Source organism: Mesorhizobium sp. M0587, from assembly GCF_040320945.1.
Classification (GTDB): domain Bacteria; phylum Pseudomonadota; class Alphaproteobacteria; order Rhizobiales; family Rhizobiaceae; genus Mesorhizobium.
Genome location: NZ_JAMYQP010000022.1, coordinates 55280 through 72460, shown reverse-complemented (window position 1 = coordinate 72460; position 17181 = coordinate 55280). Strand labels below are relative to the sequence as shown.

The following is a 17181-nucleotide window of genomic DNA, read 5'->3' as shown; positions in this document are numbered from 1 at the left end:
TTTATGAGTCGGTGCAAGAGTCGCGCCGAACAGTCAGCCGGCCAAGCGGCCAGCCAAAGTGGCAGGCCGGCTTCACCTGGATTATCAACATGTCTTAATCGAGGTCCGCCACCGCTTCGCCGGCGCCGCCTTCGATGCGTTGCGACAACGAGGCTTCCATGAAGTCGTCGAGGTCGCCGTCCAGCACGCTCGACGGGCTGGTGCTTTCGACGCCGGTGCGCAGATCCTTCACCAGCTGATAGGGCTGCAACACGTAGGAGCGGATCTGGTGGCCCCAGCCGATGTCGCTCTTCGATGCCTCGGTCGCGTTAGCGATGGCTTCGCGCTTCTTCAGCTCTTCCTCGTAAAGGCGCGAGCGCAGCATCTCCCAGGCCTTGGCCTTGTTCTTGTGCTGCGAACGCTCGGCCTGGCAGGCGACCGCGATGCCGGTGGCGATATGGGTGATGCGCACGGCCGAATCGGTGGTGTTGACGTGCTGGCCGCCCGACCCCGACGAGCGATAGGTGTCGATGCGGACGTCGGATTCGGAAACGTCGATGTCGATCGTGTCGTCGATGACCGGATAGACCCAGACGCTGGCGAAGGACGTGTGCCGGCGCGCATTGCTGTCGTAAGGCGAAATGCGCACCAGGCGGTGAACACCCGATTCCGTCTTCGTCCAGCCATAGGCATTGTGCCCCTTGATCAGCAGCGTGGCGGATTTGATCCCGGCTTCTTCGCCGTCATGCACTTCCAGCACCTCGACCTTGAAGCGGCGGCGCTCGGCCCAACGCGTGTACATGCGCAGCAGCATCGAGGCCCAGTCCTGGCTTTCGGTGCCGCCGGCGCCGGCATGGACTTCGAGATAGGTGTCGTTGGCGTCGGCCTCGCCCGACAGCAAGGTCTCGATCTGGCGGGCCTTCGCTTCGCCCTGCATCGACCGGATCGCCGCTTCGGCCTCGGCGATCACGCTTTGGTCGCCTTCTTCTTCGCCGAGTTCGATCAGGCCGATATTGTCTTCCAGCGCCTGGGTCAGGCCTTTGACCGCCGCGATGCCTTCCTCGAGCCCCTGGCGCTCGCGCATCAGTTTCTGCGCCTCCAGCGGTTCGTTCCAGAGGCTGGAGTCCTCGGCTCGCACATTCAGGTATTCAAGCCGCTTTATGGCCTGATCCCAGTCAAAGATGCCTCCTCAGCAGGGTTATCGCCTGCCTGATCTCGTCGACAATATTCTGCGTTTCCGCGCGCATGGCCTAGTGTTTTGTCCTGTTGCTGAAGTGACGCCTGGGTCGGCGCGATACATAGGGACGGCGCCGCCGCGTGTAAAGCGAAATGGCCGGCGCGAGGCCGGCCGATGCTGGCATATGGACGCGTCAGTAAAGGCCGCCGCCGCCGTCCTGGATGGCCTGATTGGCTTGCGGCGACAATGCGCCGCCGGAGGCATTGGAACCATCGGCGCCCATGCCGATCACCCAATAGCTGTCGGCGGGACCGGTGCCCGGCTTGAAAGCCTCGATGATGGTGCCGGCATCGCCGGAATTGGCACGCATGCCGGTCTTGCGATTGATGGCGATCAGACTCATGCCGTCCGGCACCTTGAAGTCGACATTGGGTGTGCCGTCCAGCGCCACGCGCATGAAGTCCTTGAAGATCGGGGCGGCGAGACCGCCGCCAGTGGCGCCATGGCCAAGGCCGCGCGGCGTGTCGTAGCCCATGTAGAGACCGACAACGAGGTTCGGCGTGTAGCCGATGAACCAGGCGTCCTTTTCATCATTGGTGGTGCCGGTCTTGCCGGCGATGTGGCGGCCGAGTTCGCCGATGGTGGCGCCAGTGCCGCGCTGAACGACGCCTTCCATCATCGAGGTGATCTGGTAGGCGGTCATCGGATCGAGCACCTGCTCGGAATTGTCGACCAGTTCCGGTTCCGGTTGGTTCTTCCATTCAGGCGCGTTGCAGCCTTCGCAGCCGCGCTCGTCCTGCTTGAACACCGTCTTCCCGTAGCGATCCTGGATACGGTCGATCAGCGATGGCTTGATCGATTTTCCGCCATTGGCCATGATCGAATAGGCCGAAACCATGCGCATGACGGTGGTCTCGCCGGAGCCCAGCGCCATCGGCAGGTATGGCGCCAGATGGTCGTAGACGCCGAAACGCTCGGCATATTCGACGACCAGCTTCATGCCCATGTCATTGGCAAGCCGCACCGTCATCAGGTTGCGCGACTTCTCGATGCCGGAGCGCAGCGTTGCCGGACCGGCGACCGTGCCGTCATAGTTCTTCGGCGTCCAGGTCGTGTTGCCGCTCTGGATGGTGATCGGTCCATCCATGATCACCGAAGCCGGCGTATAGCCGTTGTCGAGCGCGGCCGAATAGACGATCGGCTTGAACGAAGAACCAGGCTGGCGCATCGCCTGCGTGGCGCGGTTGAATTCGGACTGGGCGTAGGAAAAACCGCCGACCATGGCCAGCACCCGGCCGGTATGCGGATCCATGGCGATCAGGCCGCCTTCCACCTCAGGAACCTGGCGCAGGCTGTAGGCAGTGTCGGAGCCTTCGTTCTTCTGCACGAAGACGACGTCGCCGGGTTTCAGCACGTCGGCCGGGGATTTGGCCTTGACGGTCTTGCCGTCGACCACATGGCGCATGGCGAAGCCCATGTCCTCCTTGCTGACGGTGCCTTCGACACGCTCCTTGACGATGTCGCCCGATATCTGGCGTGTCGGCTGCAGGCCGATCGACAGACCGGACGCCGACGAGTCGAGCACGACGGCGAGCGACCATTCGGGAACGTCTTCCAGTCTCTTTACGCTGCCCAGCGCAACGCCCCAGTCGCCGGACACGTCGATTGACGTCACCGGTCCGCGATAGCCGCGCAGCGTGTCGTATTTCAGCAGCCCGTTCTGCATCGCCTTGCGGGCGATGAGCTGGACCTTTGGATCAAGCGTGGTGCGAACCGACAGGCCGCCTTCGTAAAGCGCGTTCTCGCCGTAACGGGAGATGATCTGGCGACGCACTTCCTCGGTGAAGTACTCGCCGGCGAAAAGATAGCTGCCGTTGCGGCGCGGCGTTACGCCCAGCGGTTCGGCCTTCGCGTTGTTGCCTTCCTCGCGCGTGACGTAGCCATTATCGACCATCTGGTCGATAACCCAGTTGCGGCGCTCCAAGGCACGGTCCGCGTGCTTGAAGGGATGGTAGTTGTTCGGCCCCTTCGGCAAGGAGGCGAGGTACGCGGCCTCGGCCACGGTCAGCTCGTTCACCGATTTGTCGAAATAGGTTAGCGCGGCGCCGGCGACGCCATAGGCGCCGAAGCCGAAGAAGATTTCATTGAGGTAGAGTTCGAGGATGCGATCCTTGGAATAGGCCTGCTCGATGCGGAAGGCCAGGATCATCTCCCTGATCTTGCGCTCGTAAGTCTGGTCCGAGGTCAAAAGAAAGTTCTTTGCCACCTGCTGGGTGATGGTCGAGGCGCCGACCTGGCGCCTGCCCGAGCCTAAATTCTGCAGGTTGACGATGACGGCGCGGCCAAGACCGGTCACGTCGATACCGGGGTGGTTGTAGAAGTTCTTGTCCTCCGCGGACAGGAAGGCAGCCTTGACGCGGTCCGGGATAGCCTGGATCGGCAGGTACAGGCGCCGCTCACGGGCATATTCGGCCATCAGCGAACCGTCCGAGGCGTGAATGCGGGTCGTCACCGGCGGTTCGTATTTGGCCAGCACCTCGTAGTCGGGCAGGTCCTTCGACAGATGGCCGATGTAAATCGCAACGCCCGCCGCGACCAGAAGGGCCAGCGTCGTGCCGATGCCGAAGAAATAGCCGATGAGACGAATCATACCCGCTCCAGTCCTTGGTTCGGGAATTTCCTAAACGAAGCCGCCTTCCACGCAAGCTTTCGAGCCGGTCCCAATCCGTAATCGAAAACCCATGTCGTGGCCATGTGGACAAAATACGGCAAGGCCGGGTTTCGCGGTCGCGAGCCGGAAATAAAAGCATCGGATGTTGTCGTTGCGCAACGCTGCCTCTGGTTGCAGCCGCCGCCAGGCGTGTCAGCCTCCGGTTCTCGTTTCAGCACGGGCCGAAGCAAACAGGGCGACGGCATTGGTGATGCTTTGTGCGGCCTTGCCGCGCCAATCGGCGTCGAGCAGCTGCGCCTCGTCCTTGGCATTCGAGAGATAGCCGAGTTCGACCAGCACGGACGGCACGTCAGGGGCTTTCAGCACCTTGAACCCCGCGGAGCGCTGCGGATTGTTGATGAGGCCGACGCTGGTCGACAGTTGGCCGACCAAAGTGTGGGCGAAACTCATCGAGAAGGTGTGCGTCTCGCGGCGGATCAGGTCGATCAGGATGTCGGTCACTTCCTTGTTATCGTCCTTGATCACCATGCCGGCGAATTGGTCGGAGAGGTTTTCACGGTCGGCAAGCGCCTGCGCCTCGGGATCCGAAGCCTTGTCGGAGACGGTGTAGACGGTCGCGCCGCGGATGCCCTTGACGCTGATGGTGTCGGCATGGATCGAAATGAGCAGGTCTGCCTCATGCTGGCGGGCAATGCGCACGCGGTCGTCCAGCCGCAAATACTCATCGGAGGTGCGCGTCATGAAGACATCGTATTTGCCGACGGCCGAGAGCTTGTCGCGCAGCTCGGTGGCGAAGCCGAGCGTGACGTTCTTTTCGATGGTGCCGTTCAGGCCCTCGGCGCCGCCGTCGACGCCGCCATGGCCGGGATCGATGACGACGGTGAAGCGGTGGCCCGGATTGGAGACCGGCCCGGTGCCGACCCGCTCGCCCTTGTCGGCCGAAACCGTCGATCCCGTGGTCAGCGCCTGATTGGCAAGGGCGGCGTCGAACTCGCGCTCGGAGGCCGCCGAGATGTCGATTGCAATGCGGTAGCCGGTTCCGTCCTCATTCTTGAGCACATCGAGCTTGGCGACGGCAAACGGCCCCTTGCCGGTGAGAATCAGCCGCGAAACGCCCTCGGCGAGATCACCCAGGCGCACGCTCTTGACCAGGCCGCGCGGCTTCAGGTCCTTGGCGCCGATGGCGAACCGCGTATTCGCAAGATCGATCACAAGACGATTGGGACCGCGCAGCAGGAACCACTTGATGTCCGGCTCGCGATCGAACTCCATGACGATGCGCATCTTGGTCGCATCGCCCGCCATTTTGTAGCCTTTTGCCACGAGCGGTGCATCGGCGGCATTGGCCGGCGAGAAAAAGGCGAAGGAGAGCGCAACCAGCAGCAGGAGACAGAAGGGACCGAGAATCCGGCCGCCGACACGACATCCCTTGTCTGTGAAGCCTGCCAGTCCCATCTCTCTTCCAGTCGCTCCCGGTTGGGCGCCAGGCGCCCCGTCGTTTCGTCGAAGTGCCGGTTAGGCCGCGAACTCGATTAACGATTGGTATCCAGAGAAGGTTAACCAAGCCTTTTCATGCAAGGGCCGGACCTGTGCTTACGCTAGGGAACTGCTTTTTGCCGGCATCGGAAATCGGGGTTGCCTTCCACCCCGCCAAATCATAAAAGCGATAGTGGATCACTGCAATCCTGGAACCGCCCTCCTCCGCAGCTTCCTGCTACAGGGTTAGACGAAAGGCGGCTCCTCTCGCTTCAGGCGAGAAGGCTTCAGGTGATCTCGACGAATTTCGCAGGTGTGCTCCCGTGGCGGGGGAATCGCCTGCGTGAGGAAAACGGCCGGGTTTGTTCCCGCGCCGGCTCTGTATGAGCAAACAAGCTGGTCCGGTTCGCCCGGGCTTTGGTTCAAAGGTTCTGCTGGTGACGATGGCTTCAAGCGCAATCATGGAAAGGTCCGCATCAAACCGCGCCAATATGGCTGCGGGCGGCACCGCCATGACGCGCAGGCAGCGTCCGGCGGACATTCAATTATCCGGCACCCACACTCATCCAGACACACAGCAGCGGGCTTTGCCCCGCCAGCTGCGGCTGACGGCTGCCGGGGGGAAACGAAATAATGCCCAACAAAATGCTGATAGACGCCTCCCACCCGGAGGAAACACGCGTTGTCGTCGTACGCGGTAACCGTATCGAAGAATTCGACTTTGAATCCCAGGACAAGAAGCAGCTCAAAGGAAATATCTACCTCGCCCGCGTAACGCGCGTCGAACCCTCCCTTCAGGCAGCTTTTGTCGAATATGGCGGCAACCGTCACGGTTTTCTCGCCTTCAGTGAAATACACCCCGATTACTACCAGATTCCGGTCGCCGACCGTCAGGCATTGCTGCGCGCGGAAGCGCAGGAGGCCGAAGACGAGGAGGACGAGGACGGCGAAGGCGACGATCGCCAGAGCCGTGACCGGGGACGGCGCGGACGCCGGCGCGGCGGCAAAGGCCGCGAGCGCGGCGAAAACCGGCGCGACGCGGGCACAGCCGAAGACGGCGAGGCAAGCGAAGCTGCTGGCGAAGGCAACGACAATGATGCCGATGCCGAAAACACGCCTCTCGCCGCCGAGACCATCGAGCACGCGGCCGACGCTTCGGAACATGCCGATGCATCCGGAAATGACGAAGGTTCCACCGACGAGAGCGAAACCCGTGAAGGCGGTCCGACGTCGATTGCCGCCTCGGTCGATGCCGATGTGATTTCCGAAGCCGCCCCGCAGGCGGAACAGGCCGGTGAAGCGACGTCCAGCGACAATGATCGCGGCATGCTGGAAGAGGTGCAATCCTCGCATCCGGACGATCACGAGGTCGAATCGGTCGGCGCCGAGGATGCGCTGGAAGAGGTGCGCAATCGCCGCAAGCCGGTGCGCCGCCAGTACAAGATCCAGGAAGTGATCAAGCGCCGGCAGATCCTGCTGGTGCAGGTCGTCAAGGAAGAGCGCGGCAACAAGGGCGCGGCACTCACCACCTATCTGTCGCTTGCCGGCCGTTATTCCGTGCTGATGCCGAATACGGCGCGTGGCGGCGGCATTTCGCGCAAGATCACCAGCGCGGTGGACCGCAAGCGCCTCAAGGAGGTCGTCGCCGATCTCGAAGTGCCGCAAGGCATGGGCGTCATCCTGCGCACCGCCGGCGAGAGCCGCACCAAGGCCGAGATCAAGCGCGATTACGAATATTTGATGCGGCTTTGGGAAAACGTCCGCAGTCTCACCTTGCAGTCCACTGCCCCTGCCCTGGTCTATGAGGAAGGCAGCCTGATCAAGCGATCGGTGCGCGACCTCTACAACAAGGATATCGACGAGATCCTGGTCTCCGGCGAGGAAGGCTATCGCGAGGCCAAGGACTTCATGCGCATGCTGATGCCGAGCCATGCCAAGGTGGTCCAGCCGTTCCGCGACACGACGCCGATCTTCGTGCGCAATGGCATCGAGGCGCAGCTCGACCGCATGCTGCAGCCGCAGGTGACGCTGAAAAGCGGCGGCTACATCATCATCAACCAGACCGAGGCGCTGGTCGCCATCGACGTCAATTCGGGCCGCTCGACCAAGGAGCACTCGATCGAGGACACCGCGCTCCACACCAATCTGGAAGCGGCCGAGGAAGTGGCACGCCAGCTCCGGTTGCGCGATCTCGCCGGCCTGATCGTCATCGACTTCATCGACATGGAGGAGAACCGCAACAACCGCTCCGTCGAGAAGCGGCTGAAGGACCACCTCAAGAACGATCGTGCCCGCATCCAGGTCGGCCGCATCTCGCATTTCGGCCTGATGGAAATGTCGCGCCAGCGCATCCGCGCCAGCGTGCTGGAATCAACCATGAAGCCCTGCCCGCATTGCGGCGGCACCGGCCATGTGCGCTCCGATTCGTCGGTCGCGCTGATGGTGGTACGAGCGATCGAGGAATTCCTGCTCAAGGATTCGCGCAGCCACATCACCGTGCGGACACCGGCGGCGACCGCGCTGTACGTGCTCAACCACAAGCGCGGCACGCTGGTGGAACTCGAAAGCCGCTTTGGGCTCACGATCACTGTCGAGGCCGACGATGCGGTCGGTGCGCAGCACTACGCGATCTTCCGCGGCGCGCTGGCTGAAAAGCCGGAAGGCTTTGTCGAGGCACGCAGCTTCCCGGCCTATGTCGAGCCGGAAGAGCCCGAGGACGAGATCGTCGTCGAGGCGGAAGACGAAGATGCTCCGGCACAAGCCGAACAGCCACGCCAGCAGCCGCAGCAACAGCAGTCGCGGCCTGCCAGCGGCGAAGAAGGCGAAGGCCGCGACCGCAAGCGCCGCAAGCGGCGTAGACGGCGCGGCGGCAAGGATCGCGACCGCGAGCATGGCGCGCCCATGGACGGGACTTCCGTCTCCGCGCCCGCCGATGCGTTCTCCGATTCGGCCGGCGATAGCGACACGGAAGCGGACGAGGCTCCTCTTGGTGTTGCCGAAACTTCTGAAACGGCTGAGGCTTCGGACGAAGGCCAGGGCAAGAAGCGCCGGCGCGGCAAGCGCGGCGGCAAGCGCAACCGCCGCGAAGATGGTGAAACCGAAGGCGAAACCGAGGCAGGCGCTGCCGAAGCGACCGAGCCTTCCGCGGCCGATGCTTCCGTAAGCGAGCCTGAATCGGTCGAGCCGATAGTCGCCGCCCCGATGGAAGAGCCGGCAACTCCGGCCAGCGACGAGGTGCCGAGCACCGAGAAGCCGAAGAAGCCGCGTCGTGCAGCCAAGCCAAAGAAGGCAACTGCCGAAGCTGTCGCCGAGGCGACGGTTGCCGAGGCCGCAAAGCAGGCATCCGTCGAAGCTCCGGCGACAGCTGGGGACGAAGCAGCGGCCGCGGTCGTCGAAGTGACGCCGAAGGCCCGTCCGTCACGGCGCAAGCCGGCGGCCGCCGAGGCGCCGGTCGTGCCGGTGGTGTCTTCGACAGTAGCCGAAGAAGCGGAAACCAAGGCCGAAGAAAAGCCGAAGCGCGCAGGCTGGTGGCAACGGAAGGGCTTTTTCTAAGCTTTTCAGCCCCTTGTTCTGATTATTTGACGAAAGAATTCCCGCGCCAGCATCGACCGGCGCGGGATTTTCATATCTGGCCCAGAGCATGAAACGCTACGGCGCGAAGATCGACCAATTCATCATCCTGGCCAGCTTTTCCAACGCGATCGAACCCAGCCTGGAATTGCCGTTGGCGTTGAGACCAGGCGACCAGACGGCAAGCGAAGCCACCCCCGGCACGATGCCCAGTATGCCGCCGCCGACGCCGCTCTTGCCGGGAATGCCGACGCGGAAGGCGAAGTCGCCGGAGCCGTCATAATGGCCGCAAGTCAGCATCATCGCACCGATGCGGCGCGCGCGCTCGGTCGACACAACGGAATGCCCGGTCGCCGGGTTCTTGCCGCCATTGGCGAGAAAGCGACCGGCGAGCGCCAGTTGCCGGCAGCTCATGGCTATGGCGCAGTGGTGGAAATAGACGCCCAGCGCCAACTCCGGCGCATGATGAAGATTGCCGAAGGACTTCATGTAGTTGGCGAGCGCGAAATTGCGGTAGCCGGTGGCGCGTTCGGAGGCCGCGACATCGCGGTCGATGATGATCGTTTCGTCGTCGGCCAGGAACTGGATGAAGCGCAGGATCTCGCCGATCGCCTCGCGCGGCTGATGGCCAGCAAGCAGGATATCGGAAATGACGATGGCGCCGGCATTGATGAACGGATTGCGCGGAATGCCGTTCTCGTGCTCGAGCTGCACGATCGAGTTGAATGGATTTCCCGACGGCTCGCGTCCGACCCTGTTCCATAGCGCGTCGCCGACATTGCCGAGCGCCAGCGTCAAGGTGAACACTTTCGAGATGCTCTGGATCGAAAACGCCTGGTCGGCGTCGCCGGCCACCAGCACGCGGCCATCATTGGTGACGGCGGCGATGCCGAATTTCCTCGGATCGACCTTGCCCAGTTGCGGAATGTAGGAAGCGACCTCGCCGCGATCCGTGCGTTCGGCCATTTCGGCCGCGACTTCGGCCAGCGCCTGCTCGAGCTCCGGCATGGCGCTACCTTAACCAGCGTTCGATGCGCGCTACCGCCTCGACCATCTCGTCGTGGCTGCCGGCATAGGAGAACCGCATCGTGCGATGGCCGGCCTGGGTGTCGAAATCACGGCCGGGCGTCGCCGCGACATGCGCCTGCGCCAGCATCTTTCGCGCGAAGGCCATGCTGTCATTGGTATGCCTGGTGACATCGCAGAAGGCATAGAATGCGCCATCCATGGGCGCCGCCATCGGAAAGCCGAGTTCCGGCAGGCGTTTCATCAACAGCTTGCGATTCCATGCGTAGCGGCCTTTCACCGCTTCCAATTCCTCGGTCGCCTTGAAGGCCTCGATCGCGGCGATCTGCGACAGCTCCGGCGGCGAGATGTAGAGGCTTTGGGCGATGCGCTCGACCGGACGCACCAGCTCTTCGGGCAGCACCATCCAGCCGATGCGCCATCCGGTCATGCAATAGTATTTCGAGAAGGAATTGATCACCGTCACGCTCTCGCCGAAGGCGAGTGCCGTGGTATCGGGGGCATCATAGGCCAAGCGATGATAGATCTCGTCCGAGATCACCGCGATACCGAGCGCTTCCGCCGTTTTCACCAGCGCCGCCAGTTCGTCGGCCGGTATCACCGCACCGGTCGGGTTGGCCGGGCTTGCGAACAGGACGCCCTTCAACGGCTTCTCGCGATGCGCGGTCTCCAGATGGCCGGCATGCAGGTAAGCCGCGTCGCCGAGCTCGATCTCGACGACATCGATGCCGAGCGCTGCCATGATGTTGCGATAGGCGGGGTAACCGGGCGCGGCGATGGCGACGCGGTCGCCAGGATCGAACATCGCCAGAAAGGCGAGGTTGAAGGCGGCCGACGACCCGGTGGTCACCGCGATCCGGCTGGATGGCACATCGATCGCATATTGATCCGCGTAATGTCCGGCGATGGCCTGGCGCAAGCCAGCCAGGCCGAGCGCGTCGGTGTAGCCTATGCGCCCGTCCTGCAAGGCCTTGGCCGCCGCGGCGCGGACCCGGGCGGGCGCCGGATCGGACGGCTGGCCGACCGCCATGGAAATCACCGGCGCGCCCGCGGCCTTCAGCCGGTTGGCCTCGGCCAGCACATCCATGGCGTGGAATGGCTCGACATTGCCACGACGTGAGAGCGAAACGACCATTTTACCCCGTTCCTGACGATTGACCGCGCCAGCCACTGACGCATGCGCCGCACAAATGCCCGATTGATGTGAGGATCACAAGTTTGAGGAAGTTTCCGGTGCCGACTTTTCATCTTTCGCCCGCTCGTCTACCAGTGGACACATCATGTTGAGCCGACCCAGATCGACAATTGCCGGGATAGCGCGCGTTTTCGCGACGCTTTCGCTTGGCCTTGCCGTCGCGGTGGCAAGTTCCGTGACCGCCTTCGCCCAGAGCGTGCCGGTAATACGCGATGCCGAGATCGAGGCCCTGGTGCGCGACTACGCACGGCCGATCTTCAAGGCCGCCGGACTGGCGAATGACGGCATCGACATCGTGCTGGTCAACGATTCCAGCTTCAACGCCTTCGTCACCGGACGCCGGCTGTTCATCAACACCGGGGCATTGATGACGGCCGAGACGCCCAATGAGATCATCGGCGTCATCGCGCACGAAGCCGGACATATCGCCGGCGGCCACCAGCAGAAACTGCGCGACCAGCTCGAACGCGCCAAGACGATGGCGATCATCGCCACCTTGCTCGGCGCCGGGGCAATGGTCGCCGGTGCGACCACCAACAGCCGCGGCCTTGCCGGCGCCGGCATGGGCGTGGCGGCCGGCGGCGGCGAGATGGCGCAGCGCAGCATCCTGGCCTATCAGCGCACCGAAGAGATGACCGCCGATCGCTCCGCGATCACATATCTCAACGCCACGGGCCAGTCCGGCATGGGCATGCTGAAGACGTTCCACCGTTTCCAGAGCGCGCTGTCGCTGTCGGGAGCGCAGGTCGATCCTTACCGGATCAGCCACCCGATGCCGCAGGACCGCATCGCCAACCTCGAAGTACTGGTGAAACAGAGCCCGGACGTCGACAAGGTCGATCCGCCGGCGCTGCAGCAACGTCATGACATGGTGCGGGTCAAGATCGCCGTCTATATGGAAGGCCAGGCCGCCGCGTCGCGGCTGATGCGAAAGATGCAGGGCAGCCTCGCCGCGCAGTATGGCGACGCCCAGTCGACCTATCTTTACGGCAATATCGCCGCCGCGCTGGCCAAGACAAACGCGCTGATCAAGGCGCAGCCCAGAAACGCCTATTTCCAGGAATTGCGCGGCGATATTTTGATGAAGGCCAACAAGCCCAAGGATGCCGCCGACGCCTATGCCAAGGCGGTCAGCCTCGATCCCGCGCGATCAGGCTTGCTGCCGGTTTCCCTTGGCCAGGCGCTGATGGCGATCGGTACGCCCGAATCGCTGAAGAAAGCCATCGTGCAGATCAACAACGGGTTGGGACGCGACAAGGAAAATTCCGTCGGATACCGCTATCTGGCGCAGGCCTATGGCGAGTTGGGCGACATACCCGGTGCCGAGCTTGCCACTGCCGAGGCTCATTTCTATTCCGGCAGCTACAAGGATGCGAAAATCTTTGCCATGCGGGCGCAGCAGCAGATGAAACGCGGCGAACCGCGCTGGATTCGCGCCCAGGACATCATAAACTACAAGCCGTCAGGCAAGACCTAAGTGAACCTTCCGGCCGCCCGCCGAGACAAAGCCAGACTTACCGGGCCAGAAAACACGCAAGAAAACAGGCAAAAGGAACGAAACGATGAAAAAGGCACTGCTGTTGGGCACCACGGGGATCGCTGTAGCCCTTGCCATGCTGGCTTTCGGTTTCGTGGCCGGCAATCCGCAGACCGCAAAGGCAGACACGGCGCAGCCCGTCCAGCTGGCTGCGGCCGACACCAAGATCGACCGCAGCGAAGTCGAGGGGATCATCCGCGACTATCTGCTGAAGAACCCCGAAGTGCTGCTCGAAGTCCAGGACGCGCTCGAGGCCAAGCAGAAGGAAGAGCAGCGCATCGCTCATCTGGGCGTCATCAAGGACGCCAAGGAGCAGATCTTCAACTCCGCTTTCGACGGCGTCGTCGGCAATCCGAACGGCAAGGTCACCATCGTCGAGTTCTACGACTACAATTGCGGCTTCTGCAAACGCGCCATCGAAGACATGCGCGCGCTGACCAAGTCGGATCCGGATCTGCGCTTCGTGCTCAAGGAATTCCCGATCCTGGGACCGGATTCGCAGAAGGCGAGCGTCGTTTCGATGGCGTTCCACATGATGAAGCCGGAAAAATACGGCGAGTTCCACAATGCCTTGCTCGGCGGCCAGGGACGCGCCACCGAAGCGGCGGCGATCAAGGTCGCGCTTTCGCTCGGCGCCGACGAGACGACACTGCGCGAGAAGATGAAGGATCCGTCGATCTCCGAGGCCTTCTCCAAGACCTTCGATCTTGCCAACAAGCTAGCGATCACCGGAACGCCGTCCTATGTCGTCGGCAACGACGTGGTGTTCGGGGCGCTCGGGCAGGAGGTGCTGGCCGAAAAGATCGAGGCGGCGAAAGCCGCGCTTTGATCAGCCGCGACTTTCCTTCACAGGCGCATTTCCGCCTGTTGTGGACAGTGAAAGAACGCACTTGCGCTCTTTCCGCGGGCGACTATGCCCATTATAGAGGGCCCAGCGCGCCGGCTTGATGTCGGCGCCGGGAAAGGTTCTGATTTTTTGAAAACGGTTTTCGTCCTGAACGGTCCCAATCTCAACGCGCTCGGCAAGCGCGAGCCGGGCATCTATGGCGGCAAGACGCTTGCCGCCATCGCCGACGATTGCAAGCAGGCAGGCGCGGCGCTTGGGCTCGAGATCGATTTCCGCCAGTCGAACCACGAGGGCGATCTTGTCGACTGGATCCACGAGGCCGGCGACAAGGCTGCCGGCATCGTCATCAATCCGGGCGCCTACAGCCATACGTCGATCGCCATCCATGACGCCATCCGCGCCGTCGCCCCGCTGCCGGTCGCCGAAGTTCATCTTTCCAACATCCATGCCCGGGAACCGTTCCGCCACGTCTCCATGGTCGCGCCGGTCGCTATCGGCATGATCTGTGGTTTTGGGCCGCTCGGCTACACGCTGGCGCTGCAGGCGTTGGCCGCACGCCTATGACCGGCCAACAAACAGAAGGCTCCAAAATGTCGATAAAGAAGACCGGTGTTGACCAACAGCTGATCCGCGATCTGGCGGGCATACTGAACGACACCAATCTCACAGAGATCGAGGTGGAACTGGGCGACCTGAAGGTACGCGTGTCGCGGCAGGCGCCGGCTGTTCACGCGATCGCGGCACCGCAGGCCGCCTATGCGCCGGCAGCAGCCCAACCTGCCGTCGCCGCAGCCCCGGCAGCGGTGGATGTCTCGAAGAACGCGGTAGCCTCGCCGATGGTCGGCACCGCCTACCTTGCGCCGTCGCCGGACGCCAAGGCATTCATCGAAGTCGGCCAGAAGGTCAAGGAAGGCCAGACGCTGCTGATCATCGAGGCGATGAAGACGATGAACCAGATCCCCTCGCCGCGCGCCGGCACGGTGACGGCGATCCTGTTCGAGGACGCGCAGCCGGTCGAGTACGGCATGCCGCTCGTCGTGATCGAATAGAGCGACCGGATGTTCCAGAAGATCCTCATCGCCAATCGCGGCGAAATCGCGCTTCGGGTGCTACGAGCCTGCAAGGAACTCGGCATCCAGACGGTGGTGGTTCATTCGACCGCCGATGCGGACGCCATGCATGTGCGGCTCGCCGACGAGAGCGTCTGCATCGGGCCGCCGCCGTCGCGCGACAGCTATCTCAACATCCACCAGATCGTCGCGGCCTGCGAAATCACCGGCGCCGACGCCGTGCATCCGGGCTACGGCTTCCTGTCGGAAAACGCCAAGTTCGCCGACATCCTGGCCGCGCACAACATCACCTTCATCGGCCCGACCGGCGACCATATCCGCGTCATGGGCGACAAGATCGAGGCCAAGCGCACGGCCAAGCGCCTCGGCATTCCGGTGGTGCCGGGCTCGGACGGTGCCGTGACCGAGGAAAAGGAAGCCAAGCGTATCGCCGCCGAGATCGGCTATCCCGTGATCATCAAGGCATCGGCCGGCGGCGGCGGACGCGGTATGAAGGTGGCGCTCACCGAAGCCGACCTCGAAGTCGCCCTGCAGACGGCACGCACGGAAGCCGGTGCCGCCTTCGGCGACGACGCCGTTTACATCGAGAAATACCTTCAAAAGCCGCGCCATATCGAGGTGCAGGTGTTCGGCGACGGCTTTGGCCGCGGCGTGCATTTCGGCGAGCGCGACTGTTCTCTGCAGCGGCGCCACCAGAAGGTCTGGGAAGAGGCCAATTCGCCGGCGCTCAACGCCGAGGAGCGGTCCCGCATCGGCGGCATCTGCGCCAAGGCCATTGCCGATCTCGGCTATTCCGGCGCCGGCACGATCGAGTTCCTGTACGAGAATGGCGAGTTCTATTTCATCGAGATGAACACGCGCCTGCAGGTCGAGCATCCGGTGACGGAAGCAATCACCGGCATCGACCTCGTGCACGAGCAAATCCGCGTCGCCTCGGGCGGCGGTCTTTCGGTGAAGCAGGAAGACATCAAGTTCAACGGCCACGCCATCGAATGCCGCATCAATGCCGAGGATCCACGCACCTTCACCCCCTCGCCCGGCACGATCAGCCATTTCCACACGCCGGGCGGTCTGGGCATCCGTGTCGATTCCGGGGTCTATTCCGGCTATAAGATCCCGCCCTACTACGATAGCCTGATCGGCAAGCTCATCGTGCATGGGCGCAACCGCGTCGAATGCATGATGCGGCTGCGCCGGGCGCTGGACGAATTCGTCGTTGACGGCATCAAGACGACGCTGCCGCTGTTTCGCGATCTCGTCGGCAATGCCGACATCGCCAATGGCGACTACGACATCCACTGGCTGGAAAAATACCTGGCCAAAGGCGAATAGCGTGGAGGCGCGATGACCCGTCCCTACGCGCCCGGCTATCGCATTCCCACCGACCTCTTGCTCAAGGCCTATGCCTCGGGCGTGTTCCCGATGGCCGAAAGTGCCGGTGACCCAGAGGTGTTCTGGGTGCGGCCGGAGACGCGCGGCATCATTCCGCTCGACGGTTTTCACACGCCGAAAAGCCTGAAGAAGACAATCCGCAGGAACCTGTTCGACATCCGTTTCGATTTCGATTTCGAGGCGACGATCGACGCTTGCGCGGAGCGGCGGGAAGAGCGGCGCTCGACCTGGATCAACGCGCCGATCCGGGAGGCCTATGTGCAGTTGCATCGTATCGGCCACTGCCATTCGGTGGAAGCCTGGCGCCAGGACCGGCTGGTCGGCGGCCTCTACGGCGTATCGTTGGGGCGGGTATTTTTCGGCGAAAGCATGTTTTCGCGCGAAACGGACGCGTCGAAGATCTGCCTCGTGCATCTCGTCGAGCGCTTGAAGGCACGCAGCTTCGCGCTGCTCGATACACAGTTCACCACCGAGCACCTCAAGCGCTTCGGTGCCGTCGACGTGCCGCGCGGCAAATATGAGAAGATGCTGGCCGAGGCGCTGAAGGGTGAAGCGGTTTTTTTCCCCTAGAGATCAGCCTCACTTGCGGGCCGCGGTCTCGATCGGCGTCTGCGCATGGAACATCATCTTCCAGCCATTAGCGCGATGAACATAGCCGGTGCTGACAAGCGCCGCGTAGGGCTCGCCATTCTCGCGCGTCGCATGCGCCTCGTAGGTCAGCATGATGATGTCGCTGCCCGGCTCGATTATTCCCTTGAGCTCGATGTCGAGATCGCGCCAGCGGTTGGGATGGGCCGCCGTCCTGGCGAGATCGGCATTGTCCATCGCTTTTGCCAGCTGCGGAAATGCCACCAGGCATTCGGTATCCGCATTGGCCGCGTAGTAGGCCGCGTCACCCGTCCAGAACCCTTTTTCGATTTCCAGCAACTCCGCCTCGTTGGCCGTGATCCGTTTGCTGTCCGACATCGGATTGTCCTCCCGGCGCATCCATGCGCGGCCGTCACCGGCCCCAACGCGTGGTGGCCATGGCGGTTCCAGGAGATCAGTTGGCGTCGGTCGTATCCGGTTCCGCGGCATCGGGCTGTGCAACGTCCGGCGTGGCCGCGGCCGGTTTCGAAGCATCGGCTTTGGTCGCGTCACCCTTGGCGGCGCCGGGCGCCGGTACGTCGGACTTCTGCTTGCACTCTTTCAGCCAGACGTCATAGACGGCATGTTCGACGCGTGGTGGCCATGGCGGTTCC

Annotated in this window: 13 protein-coding genes and 1 pseudogene; 7 read left to right on the top strand and 7 right to left on the bottom strand. The window is 63.0% G+C overall.

The features are described from left to right. Window positions 1-94: 94 nt before the first annotated feature. From prfB to NKI49_RS20045, 3 genes are all read right to left on the bottom strand, one after another. Window positions 95-1226 (bottom strand): peptide chain release factor 2 gene (gene prfB / locus NKI49_RS20055; protein WP_155915073.1). Its coding sequence is split into 2 segments (ribosomal slippage): window positions 95-1159 and window positions 1161-1226, totalling 1131 coding nucleotides; the frame shifts between segments, so codons are not numbered across the junction. 123 nt (window positions 1227-1349) lie between these two features. Then, window positions 1350-3806 (bottom strand): penicillin-binding protein 1A, encoded by a 2457-nt coding sequence (locus NKI49_RS20050; protein WP_352601886.1) that lies wholly within the window; start codon window positions 3804-3806, stop codon window positions 1350-1352. 213 nt (window positions 3807-4019) lie between these two features. Further along, on the bottom strand, window positions 4020-5282 hold the full coding sequence (locus NKI49_RS20045) for an N-acetylmuramoyl-L-alanine amidase (RefSeq protein ID WP_352601888.1): 1263 nt from the start codon (window positions 5280-5282) through the stop codon (window positions 4020-4022). Between the two features lie 654 nt (window positions 5283-5936). On the opposite strand from NKI49_RS20045, the gene NKI49_RS20040 reads away from it, so the two are divergent. Beyond that, window positions 5937-8855, top strand: coding sequence for an Rne/Rng family ribonuclease (locus NKI49_RS20040; protein ID WP_352695734.1), 2919 nt, complete (start codon window positions 5937-5939; stop codon window positions 8853-8855). 96 nt (window positions 8856-8951) lie between these two features. Here the strand turns inward: NKI49_RS20040 and NKI49_RS20035 are convergent, their stop codons facing one another. Further along, window positions 8952-9881 carry a glutaminase gene (locus tag NKI49_RS20035; RefSeq protein ID WP_352601892.1) on the bottom strand — a complete coding sequence of 310 codons (930 nt, stop codon included), beginning with the start codon at window positions 9879-9881 and terminating at the stop codon, window positions 8952-8954. Window positions 9882-9885: 4 nt separating this feature from the next. Beyond that, window positions 9886-11034, bottom strand: a complete 1149-nt coding sequence (locus NKI49_RS20030; protein WP_352601894.1) for a pyridoxal phosphate-dependent aminotransferase — start codon at window positions 11032-11034, stop codon at window positions 9886-9888. A 145-nt stretch (window positions 11035-11179) separates the two neighbouring features. On the opposite strand from NKI49_RS20030, the gene NKI49_RS20025 reads away from it, so the two are divergent. The 6 genes from NKI49_RS20025 (at window position 11180) to aat (ending at window position 16510) form a co-directional block, all read left to right on the top strand. After that, on the top strand, window positions 11180-12571 hold the full coding sequence (locus NKI49_RS20025) for a M48 family metalloprotease (protein WP_352601896.1): 1392 nt from the start codon (window positions 11180-11182) through the stop codon (window positions 12569-12571). An 85-nt stretch (window positions 12572-12656) separates the two neighbouring features. After that, the gene (locus NKI49_RS20020; protein WP_352601898.1) at window positions 12657-13460 is read left to right on the top strand and encodes a DsbA family protein; all 804 of its coding nucleotides are present in this window, start codon (window positions 12657-12659) and stop codon (window positions 13458-13460) included. Between the two features lie 147 nt (window positions 13461-13607). Further along, window positions 13608-14042 carry a type II 3-dehydroquinate dehydratase gene (aroQ, locus tag NKI49_RS20015; protein WP_352601900.1) on the top strand — a complete coding sequence of 145 codons (435 nt, stop codon included), beginning with the start codon at window positions 13608-13610 and terminating at the stop codon, window positions 14040-14042. A 26-nt stretch (window positions 14043-14068) separates the two neighbouring features. Continuing rightward, window positions 14069-14527, top strand: a complete 459-nt coding sequence (gene accB, locus NKI49_RS20010) for an acetyl-CoA carboxylase biotin carboxyl carrier protein (RefSeq protein WP_027028222.1) — start codon at window positions 14069-14071, stop codon at window positions 14525-14527. Between the two features lie 9 nt (window positions 14528-14536). Continuing rightward, entirely contained in the window at window positions 14537-15880 is a 1344-nt protein-coding gene (gene accC / locus NKI49_RS20005; protein ID WP_352601903.1) for an acetyl-CoA carboxylase biotin carboxylase subunit, read from the top strand. A 12-nt stretch (window positions 15881-15892) separates the two neighbouring features. Next, the gene (gene aat, locus NKI49_RS20000) at window positions 15893-16510 is read left to right on the top strand and encodes a leucyl/phenylalanyl-tRNA--protein transferase (RefSeq protein ID WP_352601905.1); all 618 of its coding nucleotides are present in this window, start codon (window positions 15893-15895) and stop codon (window positions 16508-16510) included. 9 nt (window positions 16511-16519) lie between these two features. Here aat and NKI49_RS19995 read toward each other — a convergent pair whose 3' ends face one another. Both NKI49_RS19995 and NKI49_RS19990 read right to left on the bottom strand, forming a co-directional pair. Beyond that, the gene (locus NKI49_RS19995) at window positions 16520-16906 is read right to left on the bottom strand and encodes a hypothetical protein (protein WP_352601907.1); all 387 of its coding nucleotides are present in this window, start codon (window positions 16904-16906) and stop codon (window positions 16520-16522) included. Window positions 16907-16982: 76 nt separating this feature from the next. Next, window positions 16983-17165: pseudogene (locus NKI49_RS19990) on the bottom strand (DUF2155 domain-containing protein); the annotation flags it as partial. Between the last annotated feature and the right edge of the window lie 16 nt (window positions 17166-17181).

Bases quoted from the DNA above. Each gene is read 5' to 3' on its own strand.
- NKI49_RS20050 (WP_352601886.1), bottom strand. From the start codon at position 3,806: ATGATTCGTCTCATCGGCTATTTCTTCGGCATCGGCACGACGCTGGCC.
- NKI49_RS20045 (WP_352601888.1), bottom strand. From the start codon at position 5,282: ATGGGACTGGCAGGCTTCACAGACAAGGGATGTCGTGTCGGCGGCCGG.
- NKI49_RS20040 (WP_352695734.1), top strand. From the start codon at position 5,937: ATGCCCAACAAAATGCTGATAGACGCCTCCCACCCGGAGGAAACACGC.
- NKI49_RS20035 (WP_352601892.1), bottom strand. From the start codon at position 9,881: ATGCCGGAGCTCGAGCAGGCGCTGGCCGAAGTCGCGGCCGAAATGGCC.
- NKI49_RS20030 (WP_352601894.1), bottom strand. From the start codon at position 11,034: ATGGTCGTTTCGCTCTCACGTCGTGGCAATGTCGAGCCATTCCACGCC.
- NKI49_RS20025 (WP_352601896.1), top strand. From the start codon at position 11,180: ATGTTGAGCCGACCCAGATCGACAATTGCCGGGATAGCGCGCGTTTTC.
- NKI49_RS20020 (WP_352601898.1), top strand. From the start codon at position 12,657: ATGAAAAAGGCACTGCTGTTGGGCACCACGGGGATCGCTGTAGCCCTT.
- accB (WP_027028222.1), top strand. From the start codon at position 14,069: ATGTCGATAAAGAAGACCGGTGTTGACCAACAGCTGATCCGCGATCTG.
- accC (WP_352601903.1), top strand. From the start codon at position 14,537: ATGTTCCAGAAGATCCTCATCGCCAATCGCGGCGAAATCGCGCTTCGG.
- aat (WP_352601905.1), top strand. From the start codon at position 15,893: ATGACCCGTCCCTACGCGCCCGGCTATCGCATTCCCACCGACCTCTTG.
- NKI49_RS19995 (WP_352601907.1), bottom strand. From the start codon at position 16,906: ATGTCGGACAGCAAACGGATCACGGCCAACGAGGCGGAGTTGCTGGAA.